We start from the raw sequence: 25,414 nt of genomic DNA, 5'->3' as shown, positions 1-25,414 counted from the left end.
CTGGGCTCACTAAGGCTTGCCTAAGATCTCGCTCCATGTCAACATGACACATCGTCACCTCGATATGACACACTGTCATCATCAGGCTCACCGCCGGCCCGTGGCCGCGGTCCCACCAGAGAGGCCCCTCGTGACGATCGACACCGCCAGCCCCCTCGCCGCCACGGACGTTCCGTTGTCGCGCCTGCTGCGCGAGGGCTCCCAGAGCGAGCACACCGAGGCCGAGACCTCCGACTTCATGTCCTTCCTCCTCGAGGGCAAGGTGTCGCGCGACGGGTACGCCGCCTACCTCCTGGCGATGGCACCGGTGTACGACGCCCTCGAGGCCGCCGGCCGTGCGCTCGTCGGCGACGCCGCGCGGCCCGACCCGCTCGCGGCCGCGGTCTGGGACCCGCTCCTCGAGCGCGCCGCCGCTCTGGCCGAGGACCTCACCTTCTTCGCCGGACCGGACTGGCGCGCCCGGGTCTCGACGGACCCCGCCGTCACGGCGTACGTCGAGCGGCTGGAGCACTCCCGGTCGTGGGGCGGGCTCTTCATCGCCCACCACTACACCCGCTACCTGGGCGACCTGTCGGGCGGTCAGGCGATCGGGCGGATCATCGCCCGCACCTACGACCTGGCCGACGGCGAGGGCACCGCGTTCTACCGCTTCGCGGGCATCGAGAAGCCCAAGCCCTACAAGGACGGCTACCGCGCTCGTCTCGACTCCCTCGACCTGGGTCCCGCGCAGCGGGCCGACGCTCTTGCCGAGGTGAAGCTGGCCTTCCGGCTCAACCACGGCATCTTCACCGCGCTGAGCGCCGACCTCGACCGCTATCTGGTCACCGACTGACGCGCCCACCTCGCCGGTAGGGTGGCGTCATGGAGTGGTTTCGCGAACATGCCTGGGAGAGCTGGCTCGTGCTGGCCGTCCTGCTCGGCGTCGCGGAGCTGTTCAGCCTCGAGTTCGTCCTCCTCATGCTGGCGGTCGGCGCGCTCGGCGGGAGTCTGACGGCAGCGTTCGGCGGACCCGTCGTCCTGCAGGCGCTGCTCGCGGTCGTGACCGCGGTGGCGATGCTGTGGCTGGTGCGCCCGAGCATGGCGCGTCGCCTGCACGCCGGACCGTCGCTGACGCTCGGCCACGAGGCCCTGGTCGGCCAGCAGGGGATCGCGCTGGCCCCGATCACCGCGCACGACGGACAGATCCGCATCCGGGGCGAGGTCTGGACCGCTCGGCCCTACGACGAGACCCTGGTCATCGCCGAGGGGGCGACCGTCGACATCTTGGAGATCCGCGGCGCGACCGCACTCGTCCACCCGGTGCCGGAGCTCGACGCGTAGCGCCACCGGGCGCGACGCAGCACGTCAGCCAAACCGTGGGGCCACACCGGTCCCGCTGAGAAGGGGAGCCTGATGCCCACAGTGTTGATCATCCTCTTGGTGATCGCGTTCTTCGCCGTCGTGGCGCTGGCCCGGACGGTACGGATCATCCCGCAGGCCCGCTCGGGGATCGTCGAGCGGTTCGGCAAGTACCGCACCACGCTGACCCCGGGCCTCAACATCGTCGTGCCGTTCGTCGACAAGGTGCGCTACGTCATCGACATGCGCGAGCAGGTGGTGTCGTTCCCACCGCAGCCGGTGATCACCGAGGACAACCTGGTCGTCTCGATCGACACCGTCATCTACTTCCAGGTCACGGACCCGGTCTCGGCGACGTACGAGATCGCCAACTACATCCAGGCCATCGAGCAGCTGACGATGACCACGCTGCGCAACATCGTCGGCGGGATGGACCTGGAGGACACGCTCACCAGCCGCGACTCGATCAACTCCGGGCTGCGCGGCGTGCTCGACGACGCCACCGGCAAGTGGGGTATCCGGGTCAACCGGGTCGAGCTCAAGGGCATCGACCCGCCGCCGTCGATCAAGGACTCGATGGAGAAGCAGATGCGCGCCGACCGCGACAAGCGCGCGGCGATCCTCACCGCCGAGGGCGAGCGGCAGTCGGCGATCCTCACCGCGGAGGGCAACAAGCAGTCGGCCATCCTCAACGCGGAGGGTGACCGCCAGGCGCTCATCCTGCGCGCCCAGGCCGACCGCGAGGCCGCCATCCTGCGCTCGCAGGGTGAGGGTCAGGCCATCCAGACGGTCTTCCAGGCCATCCACGACGGCCGGCCGGACCAGTCGCTGCTGGCCTACCAGTACCTGCAGATGATGCCGAAGATCGCCGAGGGCGACGCCAACAAGGTCTGGATCGTCCCGAGCGAGATCGGCAAGGCCCTCGAGGGTCTGGGCTCCACGATGAACAGTCTCAAGGGCATCCCCGACGAGGTCGACGGCCCGGCCAAGCGGGTCGACATGGGTGCCAACGCGCCCAGCGTCGAGGAGATCGGCGACACCAGCGACACCCAGGACGAGGTCGCCGCCGCGATCGCGGCCGCGGAGCAGGCGAGCAACACGAGATCCGGTGCCGGGGCCGCAGCCCGGGCCGCCGCGGCCTCCGAGCCCGCCGCCCCCGAGCTCGAGATCGAACCCGAGACCGGGAGCGCACCACCGGAGTGAGTCTGCTCGAGATGGCGGCGATCCTGCTCGCAGGGCTCGCCGCCGGCACCATCAACACCGTGGTGGGGTCGGGAACGCTCGTGACGTTCCCGACCCTGCTGGCGTTCGGGGTCCCGCCCGTCGTGGCCAACGTGTCCAACACCATCGGCCTCGCCCCGGGCTCGGTCTCCGGGGCCATCGGCTACCGGCGCGAGCTGCGCGGACAGCGCAGCAGGCTGATCCGACTCGGGAGCGCGTCCCTGATCGGCGGCGTGATCGGCGCGCTGCTGCTCCTCGTGCTCCCCGAGGAGGCCTTTCGCGCGATCGTGCCCGTCCTCATCGGACTGGGCGTCCTCCTCGTGGCCTTCCAACCAGGGGTCAGGGCCTGGGTCGACCGCGTCGGCGGCGGCAGGACGACTCCGGAGAACGGGTCCTGGTGGGTGTGGGTGCTGGTCCTGCTGACCGGCGTGTACGGCGGGTACTTCGGCGCCGCGCAGGGCGTCCTGCTCGTCGCGATACTGGGCATCGGCCTCAACGAGACGATCCAGCGCAACAACGCCACCAAGAACGTCCTCGCCGGGCTCGTCAACGGCGTCGCCGCCCTGCTCTTCATCATCATCGCCGAGGTCGACTGGGCGATCGCCGGTCTGATCGCCGTCGGCGCCGTCATCGGTGGGCAGGTGGGCGCCTCCGTCGGCCGCCGGCTCCCGCCGTGGTTGCTGCGCTGCGTGATCGTCGTCGTCGGATGCGTCGCGCTCGTCAGCTTTGCGCTGGGCTGACCGCTTCCTTCAGCACCTGGGTCCCGCCCGCGAACCGGTCGTGCCAGCCCTGGCGGCCCGTCTCGTCCTCGTTGATCGTGTAGGCGATGTAGAGGACCAGCGCGAGAGCCCCGAGTCCGGCGATCAGGGAGACCAGCCCACCCAGGAAGCCGCCGATGACGGGGACGATGCCGAGGATGTTGGAGGCCACGGTGCCCACCACGCCCGCCGCCAGGAAGGCGTTGCGGCGCAGGGACTGCTCGACGGTCGGCAGGGCGCCGTCAGGGCCCTGGACGCGCAGCTTCATGACCATCTTCCCGACGGTCTGACCGGTGCGTGTCTCCAGGACGGCGTAGTAGCCCAGGTTGATGACGAGTCCGAGGACCGCCAGCGTGATGCCGAGGACGAAGTAGGCGCTGCTGCGGTAGCCGAGCGCGCCGCCGATGATGACCGCGCTCAGCACCGAGGAGACCACGCCCCAGACGACGACGGCGAGGATGACGCCGTCGATGAGGCGTGCGAGAAGACGGTCGACCAGCGTGCCGGGCATGCAGACCTCCAGGGGAGTGACAGGTTCTGCTTGGCACCGTAGTGGCGCGGCAGCGCCGTGCCCTCCTCCTCGAGGACGAGATCTCGTCCCGGCTCGTCGTCGACGCGGCGCCCTAGTCTCGTCGTCATGAACTCCTCCGAGGCCGGCGTGAGCGCTGCCCAGTGCGCGCGGACGCAGTGCCGGCTGGCCACCGCGGTGCTCGTCGATGCGCGTGGCTACCTGCTGCTGCAGGAGCGCGACGAGCACGCACCCGTCGCGCCGCTGCAGTGGGGCCTCGTGGGTGGGCACGTGGATCCCGGCGAGGACTGGACCGAAGCCGTATGGCGCGAGCTGCGCGAGGAGACCGGGCTGGACGCGGACGTCGTACCCGATCTGCGGCTGTGGCGCGAGGTCGAGCTCGTGCACGCCCCGAAGGGGGACCCCGCGCTCACCGACCGGTGGCAGGTGTGGGTCGGCACGACGACCGCGACCGACGTCGACGTCGTCCTCGGGGAGGGACGGCAGATCGTGTTCGTCGACCCCGACTCCGTGCGTGCGGGCCGCCTCGACCTGGCCCCCGGCGCAGCGACGATCCTGCGCGAGCTCCTGGAGTCGCAGGAGTACGCCGTCCTGGCCGGGGGACGGTGAGCCGTCGCCAGCTCAGGTCAGTGCTGGTAGGTGCCGTGGATGATCGCGCGGCCGAGGGTCTTGAACGCCAGGTTGAACGACACGACGGCGGGCGAGGCAGCGGCATCGACCCCGAGGGTGGGCTCCTTCACCGCGTGCACGACGAAGTAGTAGCGGTGGACCTGGTCGCCCTCCGGCGGGGCAGCGCCCATGAAGCCGGCCTCACCACCGTCGTTGCGGACGTGGAAGGCCCCGCGGGGCAGCCCACCGGCGGCAGCACCGGTCGCCAGTGAGGTGACGTCGGCCGGCACGTCGACGAGGACCCAGTGCCAGAAGCCCGACGGGGTGGGGGCGTCGGGGTCGAAGCACGTGACGACGAAGCTCTGCGTCCCCTCCGGCGCACCGCTCCAGCTCAGCTGCGGGGAGATGTTGCCGCCCGCGGCGACCTGGTCCTGCTTCAGCGGCTGGCCATCGGTGACGTCCTCGCTGGTGAGCGTGAAGCTCGGGACAGCGGGCAGCAGCTCGTAAGGGTTGGGCGCGACGGGACGCTCGATGCTCATCGTTCCTCCTTGGTTCGGTAGCGCTGCCACCCTGCCCGGAATCCGGGCCGCGCACGCGTGTTTGGGATGCGGGCACAGGGGAATCACCCTCGTGCGCCGGGAGGGGCGCGCGTTCGGGACGGGGGGAGGACCGTGCCGGACAACCGAGGATCGCGGACCTCACGTCCCACCAGTCCGCGCCGCACCGACGTGCGGCCATCCCCGGGAGCCCCCATGCACCTGTCCAGTGCCCCTTCACGCCGACCTCTCGTCCGGCCTTTCGTCGCTACGTTCGCCGCAGTCGTGCTGAGCGCGGGGTCCGTCGGTGCCGCCGTCGCTGCGCCGCCGACCGACGTCCCCCGGCCACCGCACGCCGACGGCGCGCAGCCGGGTGCCCAGGGCAACAAGCCCGCCGACCCGGGCAAGCCGGCCGAAGCCGGCAAGCCGGCCAGCCCCGGCAACAGCGCCAACACGCCCGCCAACCCCGGCAAGCCCGCCGACGCGGGCAAGCCCGCTAGCCTAGCCCGGGCAACAGCGCCAACACGCCCGCCGCAGGTGCGAGCGCAGACCGGACGGGCAGCGTCAACGGGACCGGACGCGCCGGATCGCCTCCCGGCAACAACGGGACGGTGAAGATCGCGCCGCTGGGGGAGATGGACCAGATCCCCAACAACACGCCGCATCCCGGGTGCTCCTTCCAGGTCGAGTGGTACGGGTTCGACGAGGGCGCGGACGTGATCTCCACGGTGTCCTTCGCGATGCACGCGCCCACGCGCGACGTGGGTCTCAGCGTCGACGGACCCCGCCAGGTCTTCGTCGGTGGCTCGCCCGGTCGTGGCGCCGGCAACGACGGCCTCGACGCCGTGGCGACCTACCGTCTCTCCTTCGACGGAGCTCCCCACCCGAAGCAGGGCTACCACGTCAAGCTGACCGTCTCCACCCCGCGCTCCAACGGCAACGACACCAAGACGAAGGTGTTCTGGGTGGCCCCGTGCACCGACCCGGTCCCGACGCCCGTCGACGAGGACGCCCCGGTCGAGCGCCCCACGCCCGGCCCCCTCGCGGTCGGCGGCGGCGGCGTGCAGGACTGGTCGTCCGACCCGCAGCTCAACGGCGGGGTCGAGGGCGAGATCCGCGAGGCCGCCGGCAGCGGCGATGCGCCGGTGGAGACGTCCGCATCCATTCCTTCCCGCATCGCCGCGGGCATCGGCGGCGTCTGGACGAACGCTCCCTGGGCCCCCCTGCGAACGATGATCCTCGGCGCCGGACTGGTCGCCGCGGCCGTCCTCCTGCGTCGCCGAGCACGCGGCCCCGTCGGGGACTGAGGTGCCTCGCTCGCCGCGGGGCGCACGCGTCGCGACAGCCCTGGTGGGGTTGGTCGGCGTCGTGCTCCTCGCGGCGGGGCTGCGGGCGTGGACCACCGGCGCCGATCTCGCGCCGTCGGGGCTCCTCCCGGCCGCACCGGCAGCCGGGACGCAGACCCAGGCTGTCGCCCCCGCGCCACCGAGAGGCACGTGGACCCCGCGTGCGCCGCGGATCGTGTCCGCGCCCGCCGCAGACATCCGGGCACGGGTCGTTCCTGTCCGCGCCAGGGGATCCACGCTGCTGCCGCCGGTCGACCCCGCCCGGCTCGGCTGGTGGAGCGACGGCGCCCCGGCCGGGGCCCTCCGTGGCACTGCGCTCCTCACCGGTCATGCGGTCAGTGGCGGCGGGGGAGCTCTCGACCGGATGGACGTCCTCCGCCCCGGTGACGTGCTCACCGTGCAGACCGCCCGCGAAGAACTCACCTACGCCGTGACCGAGGTGATGACCCTCAGCAAGGACGTCCTCGCCTCGCGGTCCGCGCGGCTGTTCCGCCAGACCGGTCCGCACCGCCTGGCGGTGGTGACCTGTGCGGACTGGGACGGCAGCGCGTTCCGGTCGAACACCGTGGTCCTGGCCCGACCCGTGTCGAGCCGGTCACACCCTGCGGCGGACACCGACCGGTGACCGTGCGCCGAGCCGCGAGAATGGCGGCATGGAGACACGCGAAGGAGTCGGCACCCGCCGCCGTACCGACGACGAGCCTGCCATCTATCCGGTGGGGCTTCGCTTGGGCGGACGTCGCGTCGTCGTGGTCGGAGGCGGCCACGTCGCCCAGCGACGCGTCCCGACGCTGCTGACCGCCGGCGCCCTGGTCACCGTCGTCTCCCCGGAGGTCACCCCGGCGTTGGAGGGGCTCGCGGGCGGTGGCGAGATCACCTGGACCCCGCGCGGGTTCGAGGCCGGCGACCTCGATGACGCGTGGTATGTCATCGCCGCGACCGACGACGCCGAGGTCAACCGCGCGGTCAGCGCGGCGGCCGAGGAGCGGCGGGTCTTCTGCGTGCGCAGTGACGACGGGCTCGCAGCCAGCGCGTGGACACCGGCGACGGGGAGGTACGCCGGCATGACGGTCGCCGTCCTCGGCAACCGCGAGCCCCGGCGCTCGGCAGCGATCCGCGACCAGCTGCTCGGCGCCCTGCGCGACGGCTTGGTCGACGTCCGCGCGGAGCCGCGGGCCGCGTGCGTCACGCTCGTCGGTGGCGGACCCGGTGACCCGGAGCTCGTGACCCTGGCTGCCCGGCGGGCGGTCGCGGAGGCCGACGTCGTCGTCGCCGACCGGCTCGCGCCGCGCGAGCTGCTCAGCGAGCTGGCACCGGATGTCGAGCTCGTCGACGTCACCAAGCTGCCGCGTGGCAGGTCCGCGCTGCAGGAGGAGATCAACCGCGTGCTGGTCGAACGGGCGCTCGCGGGCAAGCGCGTGGTCCGGCTCAAGGGCGGTGACAACTTCGTCTTCGGGCGTGGCTTCGAGGAGATCGAAGCCTGCGCCGCAGCCGGGGTCCCGGTCGAGGTGATCCCCGGCCTCTCGAGCGCGATCGCCGTGCCCGGCCGTGCCGGGATCCCGCTCACCCACCGCGGGATGACCCACGAGTTCACGGTCGTCAGCGGGCACCTGCCCCCGGGACACCCCGACAGCCTGGTGGCGTGGGAGGCACTCGCCCGCACCCGCGGCACCCTGGTGCTGCTCATGGCCGTTCAGAACGCCGGGACGATCGCCGAGGCGCTCGTGGAGCACGGGCGCGCGGGTACGACGCCGGTCGCGGTGATCTCCGACGGGACGATGGCCGTCGAGCGTGAGGTCATCACCACCCTGGACGGGCTCGGAGCGGCGATCGAGGCCGAGCAGGTCAAGCCACCGGCGATCATCGTGATCGGCGACGTCGTCGGTCTCGCCCGTCCGGGCGGGACGGGGTAGTCATGGCGCGACTGGTCGAGATCCACGACGCCGCCGACGAACGCCTGGCCGACTACCGCGACCTGCGCGACGTCACCCTGCGCCGCAGCATCGAGGCCGAGCACGGCCTCTTCCTCGCCGAGGGCGAGAAGGTCGTCCGTCGTGCGGTGCAGGCCGGTCACCCCGTGCGCTCGTTCCTCATGGCGCCGCGCTGGCTCGATTCGCTGGCCGACGTCCTCGAGGCCACGGACGCCCCGTGCTTCGTCGTCGACGAGCGGCTCGCCGAGGCGGTCACCGGCTTCCATGTCCACCGTGGCGCGCTCGCCTCGATGCACCGCACGCCACTGCCCGACGTCGACGAGGTGCTCGACGGTGCCCGCACGGTCGTGGTGCTCGAGGACATCGTCGACCACACCAACGTCGGCGCGGTCCTGCGCACCTGTGCTGCCCTCGGCGTGGATGCCGTCCTGCTGTCACCGCGCTGCGCGGACCCGCTCTATCGCCGCGCGGTCAAGGTGGCGATGGGCGCGGTGTTCTCCGTGCCGTGGACGCGGGTGCCGGAGTGGTACGACGCCCTGCTCGACCTCGAGCAGCGCGGCTTCACCACCGTCGCGCTGACCCTGGCCGACGACGCCGTACCCCTCGAGGACGTTGTGGCCGGCCTGGACCGGGTCGCCCTGGTGCTCGGCACGGAGGGCCACGGGATCTCGCCGCGGTGGCAGGCCACGGCGGCGCACCGCGCCGTGATCCCGATGCAGCCGGGCGTGGACTCGCTCAACGTCGGCGCCGCAGCGGCGATCGCCTGCTACGTCGTCACCCAGCGCGGCTGACCGGGCGCCGGCTGACGGCACCGGCTGACGGCACTGGACTGCACGGGCTCACTCGGCGGGCCAGGACGGGGCGAAGGACTCCGCCGCGTCGGCGTGCTGCTTGTCGAGCCGCTTGCGGTCACGCCGGTTGAGGCGGTCACCGAAGACCATGCCCCGGGTGTGGTCGGTCTCGTGCTGTAGGCAGCGTGCGAGCAGGCCGTCGCCGCTGAACCGCACCGGGGAGCCGTCGATCCCCTGGCCCTCCACGATCGCGAAGTCGGGCCGGGCACACGGTGCGTACGCCCCGGGGTACGACAGACAGCCCTCGTCCTCGTCAGCAAGGCGACGCTCGCGGCCCTCGGGCAGCTCCAGAACCGGGTTCGCGACGACGCCGACATGGCGCCGACCGTCCTCATCGGGGCAGTCGAAGACGAACAGCGCGAGGTCCACACCGATCTGGCACGCGGCGAGCCCGACGCCGTCGGCGGCATACATCGTGGCGACCATGTCGGCGACCAGCGCATGCAGCTCGTCGTCGAAGCGCGTGACCGGCAGGTTGGGCCGGTGCATGACCTCGGTGCCCCACCGGGTGATGGGCCGGACGCTGCCGCCCTCGGGCAGCGGACCGTAGGGAGCGTGAGCGTCGCGAGGGGGAGTGCGGGACATGGCTCCTGAGCCTAGAGCCCGGCGCCGGACGCGTCGTGACCTGACCCACGCGGACGAATGCGTGACAGTGGGTGTAACTCGCAGTTACATTTGCGTCATGTCGTTGACCAAGAGCCTCCGGCCCGGCGGCAAGCACGGGCTGTCCTCCAAGGAGTCGCGCGATCCGATCGGCTTCGCCGTCGCCGCGCTGAACGTCGTCGCGCAGAGCCCGTTGATCGACCGGCTGGGGTTGCGCAAGCAGACCGAGCAAGCGGTCTTCACGACCACCCGCGGGGGCTTCAAGGCGCTGGGTGCGGCGAGCCGCAGCTTCGCGCGGAGGGGAGCGGCGGGCAAGGGCGGCGTACGCGTGCCGGCGGCGAACCCGCAGCACGTCTTCGACCTGACCCCGACCGAGGACGAGCAGATGCTCGTCGACGTGGTCACCGAGCTCGCGACCGAGCTCATCCGCCCGGCCGCGGCCAAGGCCGACGAGGCGTGCGCCGCGCCCGCTGAGGTGCTCGAGGCGAGCCTCGAGGTCGGTATCCCGACGCTCGGCGTCCCCGAGTCGCTGGGCGGCATCTTCGAGGAGCGCTCGGCGATGGCCGGCGTCCTCGTCGCCGAGGCGCTGGCCAAGGGTGACCTCGGGATCGGCGTCGCGACCCTCGCGCCCGGCGCGGTCGCCACCGCGCTGTCGCTGTGGGGCGACGAACAGCAGCAACAGACCTACCTGCCCGCCTTCACCGGCGAGGCTGCGCAGCAGTCGGTGCCGGCCGCCGCTCTCGCGCTGGCCGAACCCACCGTCCTCTTCGACGCGCTGGCGCCGGCCACGACCGCGCGCCGCGAGGGCGAGGAGCTGGTCCTCGACGGCGTGAAGTCGCTGGTCCCGCGCGGGGCGGAGGCGGAGCTCTTCGTGGTCGGCGCCCAGCTGGACGGCAAGCCCGTCCTGGTGATCGTGGAGTCGGCCACCGAGGGCGTCCGCGTCGAGGCGGACCCGTCGATGGGCGTGCGCGCCGGCGCGCTGACCAAGCTGCACCTCGACGGCGTCCGGGTGCCCGCGGCCAACGTCCTGGGCGCCACCGACGGCTCGACCTACACCGAGTGCGTGCGGTTGTCCCGCCTGGCGTGGTGCGGCCTGGCGGTCGGTACGGCGCAGGCGGTGCTGGACTACGTGACGCCGTACGTCAAGGAGCGGGAGGCGTTCGGCGAACCCGTCGCCCACCGCCAGTCGGTGGCCTTCATGGTCGCCAACATCGCGATCGAGCTGCAGGCGATGCGGCTGCTGACCTACCGCGCCGCGGCCCGCGCCGCCCAGGGCAAGGACTTCTCCCGCGAGGTGGCCCTGGCACGCAAGGCGTGCGCCGACCACGGGATGCGGATCGGCCTCGACGGCGTCCAGCTGCTGGGTGGCCACGGGTTCGTGAAGGAGCACCCGGTGGAGCGGTGGTACCGCGACCTGCGGGCGATCGGACTGGCGGAAGGAGCGGTGCTGGTCTGAGGCGCGCCCTCACCAGCCAGGAGACACCATGATCAATCTCGAAGACCCCAAGAAGTTCCGGGCCCTCACCGAGCAGGCCCACCAGGTCGCGATGAACATGCTGCGGCCGATCTCGCGCCACTACGACCGCGCCGAGCACGAGTACCCCAAGGAACTCGACATGCTCGCGGCGATGATCGACGGGCTCTCCGAGTCCGGCGCGTCGGAGGGCGCGGGTGCCGCCGGCGTACGCCGCGACGAGGCGGAGGCGGCGAAGGAGGCCGCCCAGGGTGTCAAGAACGGCTCCAACCTCGCCTCGGTGATGTCGATCGCCGAGATGTGCTGGGGCGACGTCGGCCTGCTGCTCTCCATGCCCCGCCAGGGCCTGGGCAACTCGGCGATCGCCTCGGTCGCGGACGCCGAGCAGCAGGAGCGGTTCAAGGGCGTGTGGGCGGCGATGGCCATCACCGAGCCCGGCACCGGGTCGGACTCGGCCAACATCAAGACGACCGCGGTCAAGGACGGCGACCACTACGTCCTCAACGGCGAGAAGATCTTCGTGACCTCCGGCGAGCGTGCCGACGCCGTGGTCGTCTGGGCGACGCTCGACAAGACGCTCGGTCGCGCAGCGATCAAGTCCTTCGTGGTCGAGAAGGGCACGCCGGGCATGCGGGTCGAGAGGCTCGAGCACAAGCTCGGCATCCGCGCGTCCGACACCGCGGTGATCATCTTCGACGACTGCCGGGTCCCGGCCGAGAACCTGCTCGGCTCGCCGGAGATCGACGTCAAGCAGGGCTTCGCCGGCGCGATGGCGACCTTCGACAACACCCGCCCGCTGGTCGCGTCGATGGCCATCGGGTGCGCCCGCGCGGCGCTGGACCTGACCAAGGACCTGCTCGAGCAGGCCGGCGTCGCCGTAGACTACGACCGCCCCGCCCACCTGCAGCACGCCGCCGCGGCCAAGCTGCTCCAGCTGGAGTCGGACTGGGAGGGCGCGCGGCTGCTGATGATGCAGGCGGCGTGGATGGCCGACAACCGCGAGCCCAACTCGCTCGAGGCGTCGATGGCCAAGGCGAAGGCCGGCCGGGTCGGATCCGACGTCACGCTCAGCTGCGTCGAGCTGTGCGGCACGGTCGGCTACAGCGAGGCCGAGCTGCTGGAGAAATGGAGCCGCGACTCCAAGATCCTCGACATCTTCGAGGGCACCCAGCAGATCCAGCAGCTCATCGTGGCCCGCCGCGTGCTCGGACTGTCGTCAGCCGAGCTCAAGTAGCCGCAGTCAGGCAGTCAGGCAGTCAGGCAGTCAGGCGGCCATCGGGCCGAACGGGTCGTGCTCGGCCAGGAGCTTCTCCACCCGCGCCTGGTCGAGCCGGGAGACCACGAGCTGGGTCTCCTGGGCGTCCCGCACGCACTTGGCGAGGGTGAAGGTCGAGGTCGTGAGGAACACCGCGCCGAGGGCGAGGAACGCGCGCATCCAGCCGTCGACGGGCAGATAGGCGATCCCGATGATCACCGAGCCGAGGGCGATCGCGAAGGACAGTCCGGCCTGGACGAAGAAGGCCTGCGTGGTCTTGGTGGGAGGTGTGTGCGTCATGGCTCCAGCGTGGCGTCGGCCAGGCACCCCCGAATCCGTACGACGCCCCGACCTGCGCTGAGTAGGGATACTCACCCCCGCCCGTAGGCTGACGGCCGTGGAGTTCCTGGACGGCAAGCCGCCGCACGACCTGACCTACGACGACGTCTTCATGGTGCCGCGACGCTCCGACGTCGCCTCGCGCTACGACGTCGACCTCACCACGACCGACGGCAGCGGGGCCACCATCCCGCTGGTCGTCGCGAACATGACGGCGGTATCGGGTCGGCGCATGGCCGAGACCGTCGCGCGCCGTGGGGGCCTCGCCGTGCTTCCGCAGGACATCCCCCTCGAGGTGGTGGCCGACGTGGTCGCGTGGGTCAAGGCCAGGCACACCGTCGTCGAGACCCCGATCGTCCTCGACCCGCACGCCACTGTCGGCGACGCCCTGGCGCTGCTGCCCAAGCGCTCCCACCGCGCGGCGGTCGTCGTTGCCGACGGTCGCCCGGTCGGGATCGTCGCCGAGGACGACTGCACCGGCGTCGACCGGTTCACCCAGGTCAGCGCCGTGATGACGCCGGACCCCGTGACGATCTCCGCCGATCTCGACCCCCGTGCAGCGTTCGACGCCCTGCACGAGGCCCGCCGTCGGCTCGCGCCGGCGGTCGACGCCGGGGGGCGGCTCGTCGGCGTGGTCACACGCACCGGTGCGCTGCGCTCGACGATCTACCGTCCCGCCCTCGACGCGTCCGGACGCCTGCGCGTGGCGGCAGCGGTCGGCGTCAACGGCGACGTGGGGGAGAAGGCCGCGGCGCTGGCGTCCATCGGTGTCGACGCCCTCGTCGTCGACACCGCCCACGGTCACCAGGACCGGATGATCCAGGCCCTGAAGACGGTCCGCGACGCCGCCCCGGGCGCGGTGGTCGCTGCGGGCAACGTGGTCTCGGCCGACGGGGTCCGCGACCTGGTCGAGGCGGGTGCGTCCATCGTCAAGGTGGGTGTCGGCCCGGGCGCGATGTGCACGACCCGGATGATGACCGGCGTCGGCCGACCGCAGTTCAGCGCTGTCCTCGAGTGCGCCGCCGCCGCGCGCGAGCTCGGTGCCCACGTCTGGGCCGACGGGGGAGTCCGCCACCCGCGCGACGTCGCCCTCGCCCTCGCCGCCGGCGCAAGCGCCGTCATGGTCGGGTCGTGGTTCGCCGGCACCCACGAGTCTCCGGGCGACCTCAACCGGGACGCCGACGGCCGTGCCTACAAGGAGAGCTTCGGCATGGCCTCGGCCCGCGCGGTCGCCAACCGCACCTCTGGCGACTCCGCGTTCGACCGGGCCCGCAAGGCGCTCTACGAGGAGGGGATCTCCTCGTCGCGGATGTTCCTCGACCCGCGGCGTCCCGGCGTGGAGGACCTGATCGACGAGATCTGCTCGGGCGTGCGCTCGGCCTGCACGTACGCCGGCGCCCGCACGCTCGCCGAGCTCCACGAGCGTGCGCTCGTCGGGGTCCAGTCGGCGGCCGGGTTCCACGAGGGTCGCCCGCTCCCCGCAGGGTGGTGACACGCGTGGTGACCCGGATGGACATCGTCCTCGTCGTCGCAGCGAGGGCCGAGGCGGCGTACCTCCCCGACGAGCTGCCGCTGGTGCTCACCGGTCTCGGCAAGACCGCCGCCGCGGTGGCGCTGACGCGGGCTCTGGCGTCGCGCCCGGACCCTCGTAACACCCACGTCGTCAACCTCGGCACCGCGGGTGCGCTGCGCGACGGCCTGACCGGCATCTTCCGGCCGGGACTCGTCCACAACCACGACCTGAACGCGGAGGCGATCCGGACGCTCGGCTACGACCCCCGTGAGTCCTTCGCCCTCTCCGGCGGCGACCCGGCCGTCGCGCTGGCCAGCGGCGACACGTTCGTGACCGACGCCGACGTCCGCGCCCGGCTCGCGGCCGAGGCGCACCTCGTCGACATGGAGGGGTACGCCGTGGCGTTCGCCGCCGCTGCTTTCGGTTCGCGCTGCACCCTGGTCAAGCACGTCTCCGACGCCGCCGACGACAGCGCCTGGGAGTGGCCGGAACGTGTCGACGCGAGCGCCCGCGAGCTGGCCGCGTGGTTCGCCGAGCACCGCGGCAAGCTGGAGTCGCCGGACCCGGCATGAGCACCTGCACCCGGATGCGACTGTCGGGGCGGTGCTTTGCTACAGTTGCGCGGCGCGCTCGCGAGAGCGCCAACACCCTTGTCCGGGTGGCGGAATAGGCAGACGCGCTAGCTTGAGGTGCTAGTCCCCGTATAGGGGGTGGGGGTTCAAGTCCCCCCTCGGACACCATCGCGAACGGCGCCGGATCTCCGGCGCCGTTCGGCGTTTCCGGGGCGTGCCCGCCGTCATCTCCGGTCGCAGGCCGCGATCGTCGCGTCGAGCTGCTCGCCCCAGTCCTCGAGCTCACCCAGCGTCGTCCAGTCGATGTCGACGAACGGGTCATACTCCTCGGCATCCGGCCGGATCTGGCCCGCTCCGAGCGGCGTGCGGATCACCGACATCTCGACGTACCCCGGATCCTCATTGACCGCGAGCCGCGCCGGTCCCCGCCTCTTGCGCGGCGCGCCGAATCCGATGGTGTCCGACTCGACGAACTGCTCCTCCGCCATCGGTCCGCTCCTCGCTGTAGGAACACCTCGTGCCGCACCAACCTAGTCCGTCGCCCGACCCGTCGTCGGGCCACAGAGACTGGCCACACAGACTGGCCACACAGAAGGAACGGATCCTCGACGCCACCCCGTACGGTGAGCCAGATGCGAATCGTGATCGGTGCACCCGGCAACGGCGAAGTTCTCAAGGAAGCGATCAAGGACCTCCTCGAGCGTGACCCGCGAGTCAGCGAGGTCGTCGACCTGTCGACACCCGACGTGACCTATCCGGCGGTCTCCTTCAACGCGGCGCAGGCGGTCGTCGATGGCAAGGCCGACCGAGCCATCCTCGTCTGCGGTACCGGCGTGGGCACGGCGATCGCGGCGGGCAAGGTTCCCGGCGTGCGCGCCGCGACCGCCCATGACCTGATCACGGTGCGTGGGGCCGTCGAGAACTACGACGCCCAGATCCTCTGTCTGGGACAGAACGTGATCGCACCGGCACATGCGTGTGCCCTGGTGGACCTTTGGCTCGATCTGCGCCACGATCCCCTGGGACCGTACGGCCCGAAGGTGCACGAAATCGACGACTACGAAGCGCGCGACTGAGATCCTGACGTCGCGCTCGAGAACGGGGCGCCCCATCACCGATGACAGGTGGATCCTCACGCCCGCCGAGATGGCGAGGGCAGCTGAGGACGCAGCGTTCGGCAAGGCAACCAGTCATCAGTTGAAGTCGTTCCTGCTCGCGTTGACGGCGGGCGGCTACATCGCTCTCGGGTTCGTCTTCTTCGTGACGAGTCAGGTCGGTGCGGAGCAGTTGCCGTACGGGGTCGCCAAGGTGCTCGGCGGCATCGTCTTCGCCACGGGACTCGCTCTGGTCGTGCTGACCGGCGCAGAGCTCTTCACCTCCTCCACGCTCACCCTCACTGCACGTGCGAGTGGGCGCCTCACCACGTGGCAGCTGTTGCGCAACTGGGGAGTGGTCTTCGTCGGGAACTTCATCGGGGCACTGACCATCGTCGGACTCATCTTTCTCGGGCGGACGTGGGAGCAGGCAGGTGGCAGCTGGGGAGCTGTCGTCCTCGACGTGTCCTTGAAGAAGGTGCACCACGACTTCCTCACTGCGTTCGTGCTCGGCATCCTGTGCAACCTCATGGTGTGCCTGGCGATCTGGGCGGCCTACAGCGGTCGGACCACCGTCGACAAGGTCGTGGCCGTCACGATGCCGATCGCTCTCTTCGTCGCCTCCGGATTCGAGCACTCCGTCGCGAACATGTTCATGGTGCCGCTCGGCATCCTCATCAGTGACTTCGCCGGTGCCGACTTCTGGGCCGCGTCCGGCTTGGAGGCCTCGGCGTACGCCGACCTCACCTGGACGAGTTTCCTGAGCGACAACCTGCTGCCCGTCACCCTCGGCAACATCGTCGGCGGGGGCGTGATGATCGGCGTCCTCTACTGGACGATCTTCCACTTCCTCGACAAGCCGGGGAAGCCGATCCCTCGGGCGACGGTCGGCGACGCCGACGAGCCCGCCGCTCGCCAAGACTGATTCACCCCACCCTCTGAACAACCGCTGGCGCGGACACCCCTCACGAAGGAGACAGCTGATGGAAGCCGTCAACGACTTCCCGTTCTGGCTGCGGGCCCAACACCTGCTGAACTTCGTCCTGATCGGCATGCTGATCCGCTCGGGCATCGAGATCCTCTCCTCGCTGCCACGACTGTGGTGGCGTCAGGACTGCGCCCCCGGCACCGAATGGCTGAAGTTCACCAAGCGCGAACTGCCGAAGGAGGAGGGGGTCTACACCTCCTTGATGGACGAGAAGGCTGTCCACCCCCTGCTGTCGCTCCCCGGCCGCGAGAACATCGGCCTGGGCCGTCACTGGCACGGGCTGTCGGTGATGCTGTGGGTGCTCAACGGCGTGATCTATGTGATCCTGCTGTTCGCCACTGGGCTCTGGCGGCGCATCATCCCGACCTCGTGGGACGTCTTCCCGGAAGCTTGGGACTCGCTCAAGACCTACCTCAGCTTCGACGTCCCGGACATCAGCCACTTCCAGCCCTACGACGCGCTGCAGATGCTGGGCTACACCTTCGTCATCTTCATTCTGGCGCCCTTCATGATGCTCACGGGGGTGGCCATGGCACCGGCGGTGCGCGGGCGCTTCCCGCGGTTCGTGAAGATGCTGGGTGGTCACCAGGGTGCCCGCTCGCTGCACTTCATCGGCATGATCATGATGGCCGGATTCATCGTGATGCACGTGTCGCTGGTCTTCTTGGTGCACCGGGACCGCAACCTCGTCAACATGGTTTTCGGCGGCGCCCAGATCGAGGTCTCGAACGCGCGTGCCGCCCAGGCGATGGTCATCATGGTCGCCGTGATCGTGGCGGTCGCTGTGTTCTGGATCGCGTTGTCCTACTGGTCGCTCGCCGACCGCGTGCGGGCCCAGCGGTTCACCGCCGGCTTCACCGAGATCGGGCGCAAGATCTTCCTCAACTGGCTGCGCCCGCAGGGTGCGAAGAAGACCGCCTACACCGACGACGACATCTCTGAGTTCCACTGGACCAACGGTCTTCCGCCCACCGAGGAGGAGTCCGAGCTGTGGGTGCAAGCGCGCGAGCGCAACTGGGCCGGTCTGACGATCACGGTGCGCGACGACATCAACGACGTCGAGAAGCAGTTGACGATCGACGACCTCAAGGCATTGCCGCGACACTCCTACATCGCGACCCATACCTGTATGCAGGGCTGGTCGGCGACGTCGCGCTGGACCGGCGTACGCCTCACCGATCTGATGTCGGTGCTCGGGCCGCGACCGGAGGGCGCCCGCTACCTGCTCGCCGAGTCCTACGGCCTGGCGCAGAAGATGTACGACAACCGCCCCCGGGAGCCCTTCTACGCGGCGATCGACCTCGACACGATGGAGGAGGAGGAGTCGATCATGGCCTACGAGCGCAACGGTCACGAGATCGAGGACTACCTCGGAGCACCTGCCCGGCTGCGGGTCGAGTCCAACCACGGCTACAAGCACGTCAAGTGGGTCTCGCGCGTCATGTGGGTCCACGACTATGCCGACTATGGCGACGGCCGCGGTGGCACGCGGGAGGACTCCGCCCTGCAGGCGTTCAACGGAAGGATCTGACTGCCGTGACGAGGATCGAGTCCACACGCTTCCTCGTCGAGGGCGTCGACGATGACTCGGACACGAAGAACGCGATGCAGTCGCTCTTCGACATCTTCACCGCCCACGGCCTGGGCCAGGCGACGTTCGAGATCGTGCCCGGTGAGCCCACCCGCCTCTGGATCAAGCACAAGGAGGGTCGGGCACCGAGCCGCCAGCTCATCGCAGAAGCCCTGGCGAAGGCGGGCGACTACCGCGTCGTTGATGGGTAGCCACGTTCCTGGCATCGTCGGCAAGGATGGGGCCATGACTGCCACGCCGCGCTGGTTCGACCACCACTCCTCGGCCGCCGCACCCGGCCAGAGCCACTCCGAGTGGTACGTCGAGCGCTTCCGCAACCTCGCCGCCGAGGGCGCCGATCTCGAGGGGGAGGCGCGGCTCGTCGACGCGATGGCGCCGCGCGAGGCGCGCATCCTCGACGCCGGGTGTGGGCCGGGACGGCTCGCCGGGGCGCTGCACCGGCGCGGGCACGACGTCGTCGGCGTGGACGTCGACCCGGTGCTCATCGAGGCGGCAGCCGTCGACCACCCGGGTCCGGCGTACCACGTCATGGACCTGGCGGACCTGGACCTGCAGGGGGAGCCGTTCGACCTGATCGTCAGCGCGGGCAACGTGATGGTCTTCCTCGCCCCGGGCACCGAGCGCACCGTGGTCCAGCGGCTCCGGAACCATGTGCGACCCGGCGGGCGCGTCGTGCTCGGCTTCCGCCGCGAGCCCGACACCTACTCCTACACCGACCTCGACGCCGACGCGCAGGCCGCGGGCCTCATGCTCGAGCACCGGTTCGGCACCTGGGACCTCGACCCGTTCACCGACGCCTCCGACTTCGCGATCAGCGTGTTCCGCAGCCCGGCCCCGTAGGGTGACGTGCGTCACCCCATCCGGACGCCCGTCTGCTGCGAACGAGGGACTGACCACCGGTTGGCCTGGGGAGAGGACCACCATGACGCATCACGCTGCTGACCCGCCGGACGCGCCCCCGGCCTGTCCCGGGCCCCGCCCGGTCGCCGCGGTGCCGCCGTACGAGCTCTACGACGAGGTGGCCGACGCGTCCGCAGCGCTGGTGATCAAGCGCTACTCCACCTCCTTCGGGGTCGCCTCGCGCCTGCTGGGCGAGCCGATCCGCACCCACGTCCGCAACACCTACGCCCTCGTGCGGGTGGCCGACGAGATCGTCGACGCTCCCCGCCCGGGCTCCAGCCGCGCCCACCAGGCGCGACTGCTCGACGAGTTGCACGACTGCGTCCACGAGGCGCTGCTCACCGGACACAGCGCCAACCTCGTCGTGCACGCGTTCGCACGCACCGCACGCACCTGCGGCATCGGTGCCGATCTGATCGACCCGTTCTTCGCCTCGATGCGCACCGACCTGTTCCGCCACCAGCAGGACGAGGAGAGCTTCGCCGCCTACGTCCACGGCTCCGCCGAGGTCGTCGGGCTCATGTGCCTGCGCGCGTTCCTGCTCGGACGCCCGCACGCCGCACAGGAGTACGCCGAGCTGCGGGAAGGCGCTCAACGGCTGGGTGCGGCGTTCCAGAAGGTCAACTTCCTGCGCGACCTGGCCGCGGACGCCGACGAGCTCGGGCGCTCCTACTTCCCCGGACTCACCGCGGCCGACTTCGACGTCGCGACGCGCGACCGGCTGCTCGACGACATCGACGCCGACCTCGCGGCCGCGGCGCTGGCCATCGCGAAGCTGCCGCCGAGCAGCCGCCGCGCCGTCTGCGCCGCGCACGCCCTGTTCGCGGAGCTGTCGCGCCGGCTGCGTCGTACGTCGCCGGCCCGCATCCGCGCCGAGCGCGTTCGCGTGCCCGGCCCGCGCAAGGCCCAGGTCATCGCTCGCGCGCTGGCACGGGGAGTCGCATGAGCCGGTACGGCGATCGGGTCGTTGTCGTGGGGGGAGGGATCGCCGGGCTCGCCACGGCTGCCCTGCTCGCCGCGGACGGGCGGTCGGTCGACCTGCTGGAGCAGCGCGACGAGCTCGGTGGGCGCGCCGGGAGCTGGTCCCAGGACGGCTTCCGCTTCGACACGGGGCCGTCGTGGTACCTCATGCCCGAGGTCTTCGAGCACTTCTTCAGCCTGCTCGGCTCGAGCGCGAAGGAGCAACTCGACCTGCAGCGTCTCGACCCGGGCTACCGCGTGTTCTTCGAGGACCACGACGAGCCGCTCGACGTGCGCAGCGACCGCGCGGCGAGCGTCGCGCTCTTCGACCGGGTCGAGCTCGGGGCCGGTGTCGCGCTCGAGGACTACCTCGACTCCGCCGAGCGCACCTATCAGGCGGCGGTCGCGAACTTCCTCTACACCAGCTTCGAGCACCCGCGGGCATTGCTGAACTCCGCGGTGCTCCGCAGCGGCCCGCAGCTGCTGCCGTTGCTCGCGCGCTCGTTGGAGTCTCATGTCGCAGCTCGCTTCGCAGACCCGCGGCTGCGCCAGGTGCTCGGCTATCCGGCCGTGTTCCTGGGGTCATCACCCTCGCGGACACCGGCGATGTATCACCTCATGAGCTGGATGGATCTCGCCGACGGCGTGCTCTACCCGCAGGGTGGGTTCACACGCCTCATCGAAGCGATCGCCGACCTCGCGCGGGCGCACGGCGTCCGGATCCACACCGGCGCCCGGGTGACCGCGATCGACACGGCACCGCGGGTCGGCTCGTCCGGCCTGCGCCGTCGTCGCGCCCAAGTCCGTGGTGTCACCTACCGCGGCAGCGACGGAGCCGAGCAGACCATCGCGGCCGACGTCGTGGTCGGGGCCGCCGACCTGCACCACCTGGAGACCGAACTGCTGCCGCCCGCGCTGCAGACCTACCCGGAGTCCTGGTGGCGCCGCCGTGACCCCGGGCCCGGCGCCGTCCTGGTCTACCTCGGCGTCGAGGGGGAGCTGCCGGAGCTGCAGCACCACTCGCTGTTCTTCACCAGCGACTGGGACGCGAACTTCACCGACGTGCTCGGACGGCCCGGTCGCGTGCCGGACCCGGCCTCGGCGTACGTCTGCAAGCCGTCGGCGACCGACCCTTCGGTCGCGCCGGCCGGGCACGAGAACGTGTTCGTGCTGGTGCCGGTGCCCGCCGACGTCGGGCTCGGGAGAGGCGGCGTCGACGGCGCGGGCGACCCGGCGGTCGAGGCCACCGCCGACGCCGCGATCGCCCAGATCGCGGCCTGGGCGCAGATCCCCGACCTCGCCGCGCGGGTGTGCGTGCGGCGTACCGTCGGTCCCGGTGACTTCGCCGCCGACCTCAACGCCTGGTCCGGCGGCATGCTCGGGCCCGGCCACACCCTGCGCCAGAGCGCCTTCCTGCGGGGACGCAACGCCTCGGCCAAGGTCGACGGGTTGTTGTACGCCGGGTCCAGCACCATCCCCGGCATCGGCCTGCCGATGTGCCTGATCAGTGCCGAGCTCGTGCTCAAGCGGCTGCGTGGCGACCGCTCCACGGGCCCGACGACGCACGCCCTCGCCCGGGTCGCCGCTGGCGGCGTGGGGGTGTGATGAGCCTGCTGTACCTCGGCTTCATCGTCGTCTCCACGGTGTGCATGGGTCTGGTGGACCGACGCTGGCGGCTCTTCCTGTTCGACCGACCCCGCGTGGCCCTGTTGGCCGTGGCGGCCGGCTTCGCCTTCTTCCTCGTCTGGGACCTGGTCGCGCTGGAGCTGGAGCTCTACAGCAAGGGCGAGTCGCCGGCGATGACCGGTATCGACGTCGCGCCGCACCTGCCGATCGAGGAGCTGTTCTTCATCACCTTCCTCAGCTATCTCACCGGCGTCCTCCACGGGCTGTGGCAGCGCATCCTCGCGAGTCGGGAGGCGACGCGATGACCTACCTCGGTCTGGCCGGGGTCTTCGTCGCGGTCACGCTCCCGGTCCTGCTGCTGACGGTCGTCGTACGCCGACCCACGCGCCGCTGGTGGGCGGCGACCGCGCTCACCGCGTTGTGTCTCGTGGTCCTCACGGCGGTGTTCGACTCGCTGATGATCGCCGCCGACCTGTTCCGCTTCGACGAGGACGCCCTAGCCGGGATTCACGTCGGGCTCGCCCCGATCGAGGACTTCGCCTGGCCGATCGCCGCCGCTGTCCTCGTCCCGTCGCTGGTGCTGCTGCTCGCCGGGAGGCGCGGGCGATGAGGCGCGCCGGCCAGGTCGTGGCCTCCTCGCGACCGCTGTCGTGGGTCAACACCGCCTTCCCGTTCGGGGCGGCGTACCTCCTGGCGGGGGGTGGCCTCGACGTCGCCTTCTGGGTCGGGTGCGTGTGGTTCCTCGTGCCCTACAACCTGTTGATGTATGGCGTGAACGACGTCTTCGACTACGAGTCCGACCTGCGCAACCCCCGCAAGGGCGGGGTCGAGGGCGTCGTGCTCGACCGGGGCCTGCACCGCGCGACCCTGTGGTCGGCGGCGTTGTCCAACCTCCCGTTCATCGTGGCACTGCTGGCGCTGGGGTCGGCGCAGGCGGCCGCCGTGCTCGCCGTCAGCGTCTTCGCGGTCGTGGCCTACTCGGCACCGCGTCTGCGATTCAAGGAGCGCCCGTTCCTCGACTCGGTGACCTCGAGCACCCACTTCGTCAGCCCCGCGGCCTATGGGCTCGCGCTGGCGGCGGCCCGCGGGGGAGACGTCGACCTCGACCTCACGGTGGTGGCCGCGCTGGGGGGCTTCTTCCTCTGGGGCATCGGCTCCCACGCCTTCGGTGCCGTGCAGGACGTGACGGCCGACCGCGAGGCCGGCATCGGGTCGATCGGGACCGTCCTCGGCGCGCGGCCGACCACGTGGTTCGCACTGGCCGCCTATGTGCTCGCCGGCGTCCTGCTGCTCGTGCTCCCGTGGCCGGCGACGCTGGCGAGCGTGCTCGTGCTGCCGTACGTCGCCAACGTCGCGCCGTTCCTCACCATCACCGACGGCGACTGCGAGCGCGCCAACGCCGGGTGGCGCCGGTTCCTGTGGCTGAACTTCGTCACCGGCTTCCTCGTGACGCAGCTGCTGATCTGGATCACCCTGCGGTGAGCTGGATCAGCATGCGTCGAGTCAGCGCACGCTGAGCCGGGTCCACCACCGCTGCCACGGCGGCACGATTGCCCAGTTGAGGCGCAACGTCGTCACGGCACGCCCCATCCGACGCCGCAGCTGCGGTCCTCCGCGCAGCGAGCGCGCGGAGACACCCACGCCCAGGCGACGGTCGAAGCGGATCCGCGCCCGCGGCCCGAGGACGAACGTCAGATCCATGTCGTCGTGCACGTCGGCGTCGCGATGGACCTGGTCGCGCACGCGGTCCCAGCTCGTCCGGCGCAGCGCCATGCTGGATCCCCACAGCGGCACCTTCGCGATCGCCAGCGTGCCGAGCACGAAGTAGGCGCCGAGATACAGCGCCGTGGCGACCTGGCGGAGCACCGGTGGGAGGTCGTGGAAGTGGCCCGGGCCTGTGACCGCGTCGACGCCGGGGACCGCCAGCGCCAGTCCTACCTGGGCGACCCAGTCGGGTCCGGGCCGCGAGTCGGCGTCGAGCCGCGCGATCACCGCACCGGCGGCGGCGTCGTACCCCGTCGCCGCCGCGTACGGGATCCCCACCCGCGGCTCGGCGACCACGCGTGCTCCGTGCGCCAGCGCCACCGCGGCGGAGTCGTCGCTGGAGCCGTTGTCGACGACGACGACCTCGTACGGAGCCACCCGCTGGCGGGCCAGGTGCTCCAGGCAGACGGCGAGCTCAGTGGCGTCGTCGCGCACCGGGATGACCACGGAGACCGGGGGGCGCGTCACCGGTCGACCCGTTCGCGCCGGCGCGCGAGACTGATGACCACCCCGGCGACCACGGCGCCTGCGACGCCGGCTGCCAGGTCGCCGACGGTGTCGTCGTAGCCGACCTGGATGCGCGAGTCGATCCAGCGGTTGCCGGCCCACTCGAGGATCTCCCACACCGCTGCGAGCGCGGTGGCCATCGAGGCGGTGACGATCACGGTGACGGAGGTGGGAGCGTCGCCGACGCCCCCGAGGACCTCGAGCAACCGCCACGCGACCGCGGCGATGAGGCCCGTGGCCGCTGCGTGCACGGCGATGTCGAGCCACTCCACGGCGAGGTACCAGTCCAGCTGCGCCGCCCACGCGCCGAAGATCAAGGTCGCGCAGTAGAGCGCGTCCAGCCACTGCCGGGCGCCGACCGCGCGGGGCACGAAGGTCCCGCCCAGCACGAGGAAGAACAGCGCCGCACCGACCCATCCGTAGACCACCGTGCCCACGACGAGGCTGACCACCGCTGCGGCGCGCACGAGGTCCGAGGCGATCAGCACCATGGCGGGAGCCTACGATCCAGCAGTGCCCGATCCAGCAGTGCCCTCGCCGACGTTCCCCCTCGGTCTCGTCCCCGGTGTCGTCGCCCGCCGGTGGACCAAGGTGTGGGCCGAGCGCGTCCGGCGGCCAGCTCTCGAGGTGGTCCCCGTCGAGGAGCACGAGCAGGTCGCGGCACTGGCCGAGGGCCGCATCCGCATGTGTGTCGCCAGGCTCCCGCTGCTCGCCGCGGGCGGGCTCGGGCCCGAGGGCCTCCACGTGGTCCGGATGTACGACGAGCGCCAGGTCGTCCTCGCCCCACGTGACCACGTCCTGGCTGCGCTGGACGACCACGAGGCGGTCGCGCTCGACGACGTGCGCGAGGAACTGCTCACCGAAGACGACCTCGCGCCGACACTCCCGTCCCGGGACCGCGCCGCGCTCGTCGCCGGAGGACAGGGCCTGCTGGTCGTGCCGCAGTCCGTCGCACGGGCACACCAGCGCAAGGACCTCATCTGGCGCCCGGTCGACGAGGTCGACCCGACCACCGTCGCGCTGGTGTGGCCGCGCGCCGACGACGACGCGCTGTGCCAGGAGATGGTGGGCATCGTGAAGGGCCGCACGGCACGCAGCAGCCGCTGAGG

Annotated in this window: 31 protein-coding genes and 1 tRNA gene; 25 read left to right on the top strand and 7 right to left on the bottom strand. The window is 71.2% G+C overall.

From position 1 onward, the window contains the following. The first annotated feature begins 130 nt into the window (after positions 1-130). From J2S59_RS14420 to J2S59_RS14405, 4 genes are all read left to right on the top strand, one after another. Entirely contained in the window at positions 131-832 is a 702-nt protein-coding gene (locus tag J2S59_RS14420) for a biliverdin-producing heme oxygenase (RefSeq protein WP_068124157.1), read from the top strand. A 29-nt stretch (positions 833-861) separates the two neighbouring features. Further along, positions 862-1,320, top strand: coding sequence for an NfeD family protein (locus J2S59_RS14415; protein ID WP_068124159.1), 459 nt, complete (start codon positions 862-864; stop codon positions 1,318-1,320). Between the two features lie 72 nt (positions 1,321-1,392). Continuing rightward, positions 1,393-2,541 (top strand): SPFH domain-containing protein, encoded by a 1,149-nt coding sequence (locus J2S59_RS14410; protein WP_068124162.1) that lies wholly within the window; start codon positions 1,393-1,395, stop codon positions 2,539-2,541. Next, complete coding sequence (locus J2S59_RS14405; protein WP_068124164.1) at positions 2,538-3,299, top strand: sulfite exporter TauE/SafE family protein; 762 nt, start codon at positions 2,538-2,540, stop codon at positions 3,297-3,299. Before J2S59_RS14410 ends, J2S59_RS14405 begins: the two co-directional genes overlap by 4 nt. Here J2S59_RS14405 and J2S59_RS14400 read toward each other — a convergent pair. Next, positions 3,280-3,828: an RDD family protein gene (locus tag J2S59_RS14400; protein ID WP_068124166.1), complete on the bottom strand. Its 549-nt coding sequence runs from the start codon at positions 3,826-3,828 to the stop codon at positions 3,280-3,282. The genes J2S59_RS14405 and J2S59_RS14400 overlap by 20 nt on opposite strands. 126 nt (positions 3,829-3,954) lie before the next feature. On the opposite strand from J2S59_RS14400, the gene J2S59_RS14395 reads away from it, so the two are divergent. Then, positions 3,955-4,455, top strand: a complete 501-nt coding sequence (locus J2S59_RS14395) for an NUDIX domain-containing protein (protein ID WP_068124168.1) — start codon at positions 3,955-3,957, stop codon at positions 4,453-4,455. A gap of 17 nt (positions 4,456-4,472) precedes the next feature. Here J2S59_RS14395 and J2S59_RS14390 read toward each other — a convergent pair whose 3' ends face one another. Then, positions 4,473-4,994 carry a YbhB/YbcL family Raf kinase inhibitor-like protein gene (locus J2S59_RS14390; RefSeq protein ID WP_068124170.1) on the bottom strand — a complete coding sequence of 174 codons (522 nt, stop codon included), beginning with the start codon at positions 4,992-4,994 and terminating at the stop codon, positions 4,473-4,475. Positions 4,995-5,602: 608 nt separating this feature from the next. Here J2S59_RS14390 and J2S59_RS14385 point away from each other — a divergent pair. From J2S59_RS14385 to J2S59_RS14370, 4 genes are read left to right on the top strand one after another with little or no spacing between them, the layout of a single operon-like run. Continuing rightward, positions 5,603-6,298, top strand: coding sequence for a hypothetical protein (locus J2S59_RS14385; protein ID WP_068124171.1), 696 nt, complete (start codon positions 5,603-5,605; stop codon positions 6,296-6,298). Position 6,299: 1 nt separating this feature from the next. Beyond that, the gene (locus tag J2S59_RS14380) at positions 6,300-6,962 is read left to right on the top strand and encodes a class F sortase (protein WP_306825240.1); all 663 of its coding nucleotides are present in this window, start codon (positions 6,300-6,302) and stop codon (positions 6,960-6,962) included. Positions 6,963-6,990: 28 nt separating this feature from the next. Beyond that, a complete protein-coding gene (gene cobA / locus J2S59_RS14375; protein WP_068120004.1) occupies positions 6,991-8,250 on the top strand; it encodes a uroporphyrinogen-III C-methyltransferase in 1,260 nt (419 codons plus the stop codon). A 2-nt stretch (positions 8,251-8,252) separates the two neighbouring features. Further along, the gene (locus J2S59_RS14370; protein WP_068120006.1) at positions 8,253-9,059 is read left to right on the top strand and encodes a TrmH family RNA methyltransferase; all 807 of its coding nucleotides are present in this window, start codon (positions 8,253-8,255) and stop codon (positions 9,057-9,059) included. Positions 9,060-9,107: 48 nt separating this feature from the next. Here the strand turns inward: J2S59_RS14370 and def are convergent, their stop codons facing one another. After that, on the bottom strand, positions 9,108-9,704 hold the full coding sequence (gene def / locus J2S59_RS14365) for a peptide deformylase (protein ID WP_068120008.1): 597 nt from the start codon (positions 9,702-9,704) through the stop codon (positions 9,108-9,110). A 97-nt stretch (positions 9,705-9,801) separates the two neighbouring features. Here def and J2S59_RS14360 point away from each other — a divergent pair, with 97 nt between their 5' ends. After that, positions 9,802-11,178: an acyl-CoA dehydrogenase family protein gene (locus J2S59_RS14360; RefSeq protein ID WP_181641823.1), complete on the top strand. Its 1,377-nt coding sequence runs from the start codon at positions 9,802-9,804 to the stop codon at positions 11,176-11,178. A gap of 28 nt (positions 11,179-11,206) precedes the next feature. Next, entirely contained in the window at positions 11,207-12,430 is a 1,224-nt protein-coding gene (locus J2S59_RS14355) for an acyl-CoA dehydrogenase family protein (RefSeq protein WP_068120010.1), read from the top strand. Between the two features lie 30 nt (positions 12,431-12,460). Here J2S59_RS14355 and J2S59_RS14350 read toward each other — a convergent pair whose 3' ends face one another. Next, positions 12,461-12,751, bottom strand: coding sequence for a YiaA/YiaB family inner membrane protein (locus tag J2S59_RS14350; protein ID WP_068120011.1), 291 nt, complete (start codon positions 12,749-12,751; stop codon positions 12,461-12,463). Between the two features lie 97 nt (positions 12,752-12,848). Here J2S59_RS14350 and J2S59_RS14345 point away from each other — a divergent pair, with 97 nt between their 5' ends. The 3 genes from J2S59_RS14345 to J2S59_RS14335 all read left to right on the top strand — a co-directional run bounded on the left by J2S59_RS14345 (position 12,849) and on the right by J2S59_RS14335 (position 15,043). Then, the gene (locus tag J2S59_RS14345; RefSeq protein ID WP_306825239.1) at positions 12,849-14,282 is read left to right on the top strand and encodes a GuaB1 family IMP dehydrogenase-related protein; all 1,434 of its coding nucleotides are present in this window, start codon (positions 12,849-12,851) and stop codon (positions 14,280-14,282) included. A 17-nt stretch (positions 14,283-14,299) separates the two neighbouring features. Next, positions 14,300-14,875 (top strand): nucleosidase, encoded by a 576-nt coding sequence (locus J2S59_RS14340; RefSeq protein ID WP_181642061.1) that lies wholly within the window; start codon positions 14,300-14,302, stop codon positions 14,873-14,875. An 80-nt stretch (positions 14,876-14,955) separates the two neighbouring features. Then, positions 14,956-15,043 (top strand) — tRNA-Leu (locus tag J2S59_RS14335). Positions 15,044-15,099: 56 nt separating this feature from the next. On the opposite strand, the gene J2S59_RS14330 is transcribed toward J2S59_RS14335, so the two are convergent. Beyond that, positions 15,100-15,363 (bottom strand): hypothetical protein, encoded by a 264-nt coding sequence (locus J2S59_RS14330; protein WP_068121645.1) that lies wholly within the window; start codon positions 15,361-15,363, stop codon positions 15,100-15,102. 144 nt (positions 15,364-15,507) lie between these two features. Between J2S59_RS14330 and J2S59_RS14325 the strand changes: the two genes are divergently transcribed. From J2S59_RS14325 to J2S59_RS14280, 10 genes are all read left to right on the top strand, one after another. Then, on the top strand, positions 15,508-15,951 hold the full coding sequence (locus J2S59_RS14325) for an RpiB/LacA/LacB family sugar-phosphate isomerase (RefSeq protein WP_306825238.1): 444 nt from the start codon (positions 15,508-15,510) through the stop codon (positions 15,949-15,951). Between the two features lie 70 nt (positions 15,952-16,021). Next, a complete protein-coding gene (focA, locus tag J2S59_RS14320) occupies positions 16,022-16,894 on the top strand; it encodes a formate transporter FocA (RefSeq protein WP_181641903.1) in 873 nt (290 codons plus the stop codon). 58 nt (positions 16,895-16,952) lie between these two features. Further along, on the top strand, positions 16,953-18,488 hold the full coding sequence (locus J2S59_RS14315) for a molybdopterin-dependent oxidoreductase (RefSeq protein WP_068120452.1): 1,536 nt from the start codon (positions 16,953-16,955) through the stop codon (positions 18,486-18,488). 5 nt (positions 18,489-18,493) lie between these two features. Next, positions 18,494-18,739 carry a hypothetical protein gene (locus J2S59_RS14310; protein ID WP_306825237.1) on the top strand — a complete coding sequence of 82 codons (246 nt, stop codon included), beginning with the start codon at positions 18,494-18,496 and terminating at the stop codon, positions 18,737-18,739. A gap of 34 nt (positions 18,740-18,773) precedes the next feature. Next, entirely contained in the window at positions 18,774-19,388 is a 615-nt protein-coding gene (locus J2S59_RS14305) for a class I SAM-dependent methyltransferase (RefSeq protein ID WP_068118581.1), read from the top strand. A gap of 82 nt (positions 19,389-19,470) precedes the next feature. Then, the gene (locus tag J2S59_RS14300; protein ID WP_181641657.1) at positions 19,471-20,394 is read left to right on the top strand and encodes a phytoene/squalene synthase family protein; all 924 of its coding nucleotides are present in this window, start codon (positions 19,471-19,473) and stop codon (positions 20,392-20,394) included. Continuing rightward, positions 20,391-22,013, top strand: a complete 1,623-nt coding sequence (gene crtI / locus J2S59_RS14295; protein WP_068118574.1) for a phytoene desaturase family protein — start codon at positions 20,391-20,393, stop codon at positions 22,011-22,013. The genes J2S59_RS14300 and crtI overlap by 4 nt, the downstream gene beginning before the upstream one ends. After that, entirely contained in the window at positions 22,013-22,339 is a 327-nt protein-coding gene (locus tag J2S59_RS14290; RefSeq protein ID WP_068118571.1) for a lycopene cyclase domain-containing protein, read from the top strand. The genes crtI and J2S59_RS14290 overlap by 1 nt, the downstream gene beginning before the upstream one ends. Then, complete coding sequence (locus J2S59_RS14285; protein ID WP_068118562.1) at positions 22,336-22,644, top strand: lycopene cyclase domain-containing protein; 309 nt, start codon at positions 22,336-22,338, stop codon at positions 22,642-22,644. The genes J2S59_RS14290 and J2S59_RS14285 overlap by 4 nt, the downstream gene beginning before the upstream one ends. Then, the gene (locus J2S59_RS14280) at positions 22,641-23,516 is read left to right on the top strand and encodes a prenyltransferase (protein ID WP_068118560.1); all 876 of its coding nucleotides are present in this window, start codon (positions 22,641-22,643) and stop codon (positions 23,514-23,516) included. The genes J2S59_RS14285 and J2S59_RS14280 overlap by 4 nt, the downstream gene beginning before the upstream one ends. Before the next feature lie 21 nt (positions 23,517-23,537). Here the strand turns inward: J2S59_RS14280 and J2S59_RS14275 are convergent, their stop codons facing one another. Both J2S59_RS14275 and J2S59_RS14270 read right to left on the bottom strand, forming a co-directional pair. Further along, on the bottom strand, positions 23,538-24,266 hold the full coding sequence (locus J2S59_RS14275; RefSeq protein ID WP_068118558.1) for a glycosyltransferase family A protein: 729 nt from the start codon (positions 24,264-24,266) through the stop codon (positions 23,538-23,540). After that, positions 24,263-24,796 (bottom strand): DUF2238 domain-containing protein, encoded by a 534-nt coding sequence (locus J2S59_RS14270; RefSeq protein ID WP_068118551.1) that lies wholly within the window; start codon positions 24,794-24,796, stop codon positions 24,263-24,265. The genes J2S59_RS14275 and J2S59_RS14270 overlap by 4 nt, the downstream gene beginning before the upstream one ends. 22 nt (positions 24,797-24,818) lie before the next feature. Between J2S59_RS14270 and J2S59_RS14265 the strand changes: the two genes are divergently transcribed. Beyond that, positions 24,819-25,412 (top strand): LysR substrate-binding domain-containing protein, encoded by a 594-nt coding sequence (locus tag J2S59_RS14265; RefSeq protein WP_181641656.1) that lies wholly within the window; start codon positions 24,819-24,821, stop codon positions 25,410-25,412. Positions 25,413-25,414: the final 2 nt, after the last annotated feature.

It is taken from the genome of Nocardioides massiliensis (genome assembly GCF_030811215.1).
Taxonomy (GTDB): Bacteria; Actinomycetota; Actinomycetes; order Propionibacteriales; family Nocardioidaceae; genus Nocardioides_A; species Nocardioides_A massiliensis.
Note: the sequence above shows the minus strand (reverse complement) of the source record. Positions and strands in the feature narration are given on the sequence as shown.